Origin of the sequence: Streptomyces sp. MH60, from assembly GCF_002939385.1 — a bacterium.
Lineage (GTDB): Bacteria > Actinomycetota > Actinomycetes > Streptomycetales > Streptomycetaceae > Streptomyces.
Window position 1 is genome coordinate 1 of the sequence record NZ_MULI01000153.1, and the last position, 5,936, is coordinate 5,936.

Genomic DNA, 5,936 nt, shown 5'->3' on the forward strand with positions numbered 1-5,936 from the left:
CCCGACGGTGGCACCGCGCGGGGCAACGGCGAGCCCGGGGGCCGCGACGCCGGCGGCCGGGACGCGGACGGCTCCGACGGACGCCGGTCGGGCCTCACCGCGTCCTGCCGCAAGGTGCGCGCCGGCAAGGAACTCGACGCCGCCCACCGGCGCGCGCTGAAGGAGGCGGCCGGGGGAGCGTCGCGGGTCGTGACGTACTGCGGCGGCCTCCTCGCCGGAACCGACGGCGGCGGCCGGGACGGCGGTGACCACGGCGGTGCCTCGGCGGAGCCGACCCACGAGGGCGAGCTGCGCGGGGACACCGGCAACGGCAACGGCGACAAGGGCGGCAAGGGCAACGGGAACGGCAAGAACAACAAGGGTGACAAAGGCGGCAAGGGCAACAAGGGTGACAAGGGCGGCAAGGGCAACGGCGGGAAGAAGGGCGACCACGGAGACCAGGGCGACGACGGTGACGACGGCAACGGCGACGGGGACGACGCCGACGCCGACATAGCCCCGCCCACCCGCGATCCCCACCGCCCCGCCCGCCCCCACGGCCCGCACACCCCCTCGGCCTACGAGCCCCGGCCGCAACGGCAGCCCGTCTACGTGCCCCACGCCTCGTCCCCCGCGCGCACCGCCTGACCTGCACTTTCGTGCAGGGCGGGAATTCCCTCGCCGAGGGGTGTGACACTTTCGGCCGCCGTGGCGCAGTAATGAGTGAGCCGACTGGTCATCGGCTTCCGCACCGAGCCGGGGTTCCCCCCGTACCTGCGGCTCGTGCACATCGGCGCGGGCGGGACACGTTCCCCCGGTCCCGCCCGCGCCCCTTCGCCGCACGGCGGTGTCGCCGTCCCGCCGCCTCACCGGTACACGACGACCTTGTCGCCGTTCCTCACCTGCGCGTACAGATCCGCGATCGCCGCCTCGTCCCGCACGTTGACGCAGCCGTGCGAGGCACCCGCGTAACCGCGGGCCGCGAAGTCGTAGGAGTAGTGCACGGCCTGGCCGCCGCTGAAGAACATGGCGTACGGCATGGCCGAGTCGTAGAGCGTCGAGACGTGGTGGCGGGACTTCCAGTAGACCCGGAAGACGCCCTCCCGGGTCGGCGTGTACTGCGCACCGAAGCGCACGGACATCGTCGACACGGTCCGCCCGTCGATCATCCAGCGCAGCGTCCGGCTCGACTTGCTGATGCACAGCACCCGGCCGGTCGTGCAGCGCGGGTCGGGCGCGGCGGCGGGCTGGCCGCCCATCAGATACAGCTCCCACTTGCCCGGTGCGTGCGACATCCCGAGCAGCCGCCGCCAGGTGACGGTGTCCGTCCGGCCGGTCCGCGGCAGCCCGCGCTTGCCCTGGAAGCCGCTGACGGCGCGCTCGGTCAGGTCGTCGTACGTCCCGGTCGGCCCGTCCACGAGCCACTCGACCTGGCGCAGCCTGGCCTGCAACTCACGGACGTCCCGGCCGGTGTCGCCCCGTTTCCACAGCACCCTGGCGGCCTTCGTCCCGGCCGACGGCGCACCGGGTGACCGGCGGTCCCCGGGCGGCGTGCTCTTCTTCGACGGGGCCCCGGTGGTGACGTCTGTGCGCACCGGCGCGTGCCCCTTGCCGTCCGGCCCCGTGCCCTGCACGGTGCAGCCGCCCGCCGCCAGTACGGCCACCAGCGCGACGGCGACCACCCGTCCCGTGCTCCCCATGCCCGCCATACGCACCACGGCCCCCCGTCGTCTCACGGTCCCGCACCGACGTCCCCTAGGTTGTTCCCGCGGATGACGTGCCGCGAACGGCACGGCATCGTTGTGACCGGGACCGCATCGAGGTTGTGAGGAAGGTCCCAGCGTGCGCCTCTCCACCGGCTGCACGCGCGCGGATACAGTCCGTCGAAGGACGGGCCTGTACTGGCGAGTAAGTGACGGGTGGTCCGACCAGTTCGACCATGTGCTCAGCGGGAGGCGACACACCATGACGCGCGAGTCCGAGTCCGGGCTGCCCATCGAACCGGTCTACGGGCCCGACGCCCTGACGGACTGGGACGCGGCCGAGAAACTGGGCGAGCCCGGGAAGTACCCCTTCACCCGGGGCGTCTACCCGTCGATGTACACCGGCCGTCCGTGGACGATGCGCCAGTACGCCGGTTTCGGCACGGCGACCGAGTCCAACGCCCGCTACAAGCAGCTGATCGCCAACGGCACCATGGGCCTGTCGGTCGCCTTCGACCTGCCCACCCAGATGGGCCACGACTCCGACGCCCCGATCGCCGGCGGCGAGGTCGGCAAGGTCGGCGTCGCCATCGACTCCATCGACGACATGCGCGTGCTGTTCGGCGGGATCCCGCTGGACAGGGTCTCCACGTCGATGACGATCAATGCCCCGGCCGCCCTGCTGCTCCTGCTCTACCAACTCGTCGCCGAGGAGCAGGGCGTGAGCGCCGACCAGCTCACCGGCACGATCCAGAACGACGTGCTGAAGGAGTACATCGCGCGCGGGACGTACATCTTCCCGCCCAAGCCGTCGCTGCGGCTGATCGCGGACATCTTCAAGTACTGCAAGGCCGAGATCCCGAAGTGGAACACCATCTCGATCTCCGGCTACCACATGGCCGAGGCGGGCGCGTCTCCCGCGCAGGAGATCGCCTTCACCCTCGCCGACGGCATCGAGTACGTGCGCACCGCGGTCGCGGCCGGCATGGACGTGGACGACTTCGCGCCCCGCCTCTCCTTCTTCTTCGTGGCCCGTACGACGATCCTGGAGGAGGTCGCCAAGTTCCGCGCGGCCCGCCGGATCTGGGCGCGGGTGATGAAGGAGGAGTTCGGCGCGAAGAACCCCAAGTCGCTGATGCTGCGCTTCCACACCCAGACCGCGGGCGTGCAGCTGACCGCCCAGCAGCCCGAGGTGAACCTGGTGCGCGTCGCCGTGCAGGGCCTGGGCGCGGTCCTCGGCGGCACGCAGTCCCTGCACACCAACTCCTTCGACGAGGCCATCGCGCTGCCGACCGACAAGTCCGCGCGCCTGGCCCTGCGCACCCAGCAGGTCCTCGCCTACGAGACGGACGTGACCGCGACCGTCGACCCCTTCGCCGGTTCCTACGTCGTCGAGAAGATGACCGACGACGTCGAGGCGGCCGCCCTGGAGCTGATGGACAAGGTCGAGGAGCTCGGCGGCGCGGTCGACGCGATCGAGCACGGCTTCCAGAAGAGCGAGATCGAGCGCTCCGCCTACCGCATCGCCCAGGAGACCGACTCCGGCGAGCGGGTCGTGGTCGGCGTCAACCGCTTCCAGCTCGACGAGGAGGAGCCCTACGAGCCGCTGCGCGTCGACCCGGCCATCGAGGCCCAGCAGGCCGACCGCCTGGCCAGGCTCCGCGCGGAGCGCGACCAGGCGGCGGTGGACTCGGCCCTGGCCGCCCTGAAGAAGGCCGCCGAGGGCGAGGACAACGTCCTCTATCCCATGAAGGACGCCCTGCGCGCCCGCGCCACCGTCGGCGAGGTGTGCAACGCGCTGCGGGAGGTCTGGGGCACGTATGTACCCTCGGACGCCTTCTGAGCGTCGCGACGGCGACGACTGAGCCGGACGGGGCCCGGTTCGGGATTCAGGCGTCCAGTCCGAACCGGCCCAGGTAGGCGTCGAGGCCCTCAGGGGTGTCGCCGGACCACCCGACGTACCCGTCCGGCCGTACGAGGAACAGCCCCGTCCCGTACGCCCCGTGCGCGCCCCCGCGCACCACCCGTACCGCCTCTCCCACGCCACCGCCGGGGGCGTCGACGCCCAGCGCCAGCAGTGTCCAGTGCGGTCCCCGGAAGGCGTCGAAGAGCCGGACGCCGTCCACCCTCCCGTCGGGCGCGCGGTCCCCGGCCCGTATCGCCTCCTCGCCGACGGCGTCCCGCGTCTCCACCGTCAGCGACGAGTCCCGGTACCCGATGCCCAGCTGCCGGGTCGCCCCGCCGCGCCGCACCTCGCCGCGGTGGACGGCGGTCGACAGGTCGAGCATCTGCGCGGCGATCGGGCGCCGTTCCTCCTCGTAGCTGTCCAGGAGCGCGGCGGGGGCGTCGCCCTTCAGCACCGCGTCCAGCTTCCAGCCCAGGTTGTAGGCGTCCTGGACGCTGGTGTTGAGCCCCTGTCCGCCCGCGGGTGAGTGCACGTGCGCCGCGTCGCCGGCGATGAAGACCCGGCCCGCGCGGAAACGGTCGGCCAGCGCCGCCCGCGGCCGGAAGTCGGAGACCCAGCGGACCTCGGTCACGTCCTCGGCGGCGATGTGCGAGCGCTCCGCGACGACCTTGCGGACGCCGTCCGCGGAGGTGTCCACGTCCGCGCCCTCCGGGAACCGCGCCATCACCTGGAAGTCCTCGGTGCCGGCCAGCGGGCAGACGGCGAGGAGGCCGACGTCCTCGTGCGGCGGGAAGACGTGCCAGTTGTCGCGGTCCAGGCCGCTGATCCGGACGTCCGCCACCAGCGTCGGGCTCGGGTCCACGGTCTCGCCGGTCATGCCGATGCCCAGCGCGCGGCGCACCGCCGACCGGCCGCCGTCCGCCGCGACCAGGTAGCGGGCGCGCACCGTCCCGCCCGAGGAGAGGTGCGCGGTGACGCCGTCCTCGTCCTGCGTGACACCGACGACCTCGTGGCGGAAGGCGACCCTGCCGCCCCGTTCCGCGAGCCGCGCGGCCAGGATCTCCTGGGTGCGCCACTGCGGCACCATCCACGCCCTGTTGTACGGCGAGTCCTCGCTCGGCTCGGCCGGGTCGAACATGTGGTGCTCGCCGACCCGCTCGCCGTTCCGCCAGATCATGCCGATCGGGTAGGGGCCGCCCACCGCGTGGAGCGCGTCGACGACGCCGAGGTCGTCGAAGACCTCCATGGTGCGGGGCTGGAAGCCCTTGCCCCGTGAGCCCGGGAACAGTTCCCCGGCGCCCTCCAGGACCAGCGCGTCCACGCCGCGCCGGGCCAGGTCGACACCGAGGGTGAGACCGGTGGGGCCGGCGCCGACGATCAGTACGTCCGTGTCCAGTACGTCCGTGTCCAAGGCGTGCGTATCCATGACATTCACGGCAACTCTCCTTAACGACGTTAAGTCCGGTGTGGGTTCGAGGATGGACTTAACGCCGTTAAGCTGTCAAGCGTGAGTACGGAACGACGCGCCCCCCTCGACCGCCGACGGGTCGCGGACACGGCGCTGAAACTGCTGAACGAGGTCGGCCTCGACGGCCTGACCCTGCGCACCATCGCCAGGGAGCTGGACGTCAAGGCGCCCGCCCTCTACTGGCATTTCAAGGACAAGCAGGCCCTGCTCGACGAGATGGCCACCGAGATGTACCGGCGGATGCTCGCCGGGACCCCCCTCGACCCGGCCGACACCTGGCGGGAGCGGCTGCTCAAGGCCAACCGCGGCCTGCGCGCCGCCCTGCTCGCCTATCGCGACGGCGCCAAGGTGTTCAGCGGGTCACGCTTCACCGGCGCGGTGCACGCCGCGTACATGGAGGGCACCCTGCGGCTCTTCACCGCCACCGGGTTCACCCTCGCGCAGGCGGTGCGGGCGACCACGACGACGTACATGTTCACGCTCGGCTTCGTCACCGAGGAGCAGGGCGTCGAGCCCCTGCCCGGCGAGCGCCGGGAGGGCTTCGACGTGGCGGAACGCGCCCGCCTGCTGGCCGACTACCCTCTGACGGCCGCGGCGGGCGCGGAGATCTTCACGGACTACGACCGGCACTTCGAGGAGTCGCTGGCGCTGGTCATCGAGGGCGTCGCCGCGAGCTACGGCTTCGACTGAGCCGCCCCCGCCGCCCTGCCCGCCTTCGCCCGCTGTGCCGCCCGGTACCGGCGCACCGCACGCGTGACGAGAGGCGGCAGCAGGTCCAGGGCGAGCCGCCGGGTGCGCTCCCGCGGGGCCGAAGCGCGAGCCGCACGGGCCGCCGGACGGGCCGGTGCGGTCTGCCCCGGCACCGGTGCGGCCCCCGGCC

The 5,936-nt window shown here is 72.5% G+C and carries 4 protein-coding genes and 2 pseudogenes; 3 read left to right on the forward strand and 3 right to left on the reverse strand.

The annotated features are described in order from the left end of the window. A pseudogene (locus BZZ08_RS38910) lies at positions 1-627 on the forward strand (hypothetical protein); the annotation flags it as partial. A gap of 218 nt (positions 628-845) precedes the next feature. Here the strand turns inward: BZZ08_RS38910 and BZZ08_RS37980 are convergent. Further along, complete coding sequence (locus tag BZZ08_RS37980; RefSeq protein WP_198601944.1) at positions 846-1,679, reverse strand: L,D-transpeptidase family protein; 834 nt, start codon at positions 1,677-1,679, stop codon at positions 846-848. A 265-nt stretch (positions 1,680-1,944) separates the two neighbouring features. On the opposite strand from BZZ08_RS37980, the gene BZZ08_RS37985 reads away from it, so the two are divergent. After that, positions 1,945-3,525: an acyl-CoA mutase large subunit family protein gene (locus BZZ08_RS37985; RefSeq protein ID WP_104636680.1), complete on the forward strand. Its 1,581-nt coding sequence runs from the start codon at positions 1,945-1,947 to the stop codon at positions 3,523-3,525. A 46-nt stretch (positions 3,526-3,571) separates the two neighbouring features. Here the strand turns inward: BZZ08_RS37985 and BZZ08_RS37990 are convergent, their stop codons facing one another. Next, positions 3,572-5,014 carry an FAD-dependent oxidoreductase gene (locus BZZ08_RS37990; RefSeq protein WP_198601945.1) on the reverse strand — a complete coding sequence of 481 codons (1,443 nt, stop codon included), beginning with the start codon at positions 5,012-5,014 and terminating at the stop codon, positions 3,572-3,574. Positions 5,015-5,095: 81 nt separating this feature from the next. On the opposite strand from BZZ08_RS37990, the gene BZZ08_RS37995 reads away from it, so the two are divergent. Then, positions 5,096-5,746 (forward strand): TetR/AcrR family transcriptional regulator, encoded by a 651-nt coding sequence (locus BZZ08_RS37995; protein WP_104636682.1) that lies wholly within the window; start codon positions 5,096-5,098, stop codon positions 5,744-5,746. Here BZZ08_RS37995 and BZZ08_RS39195 read toward each other — a convergent pair. Beyond that, positions 5,731-5,936: pseudogene (locus BZZ08_RS39195) on the reverse strand (class I SAM-dependent methyltransferase); the annotation flags it as partial. The gene BZZ08_RS37995 and the pseudogene BZZ08_RS39195 overlap by 16 nt on opposite strands.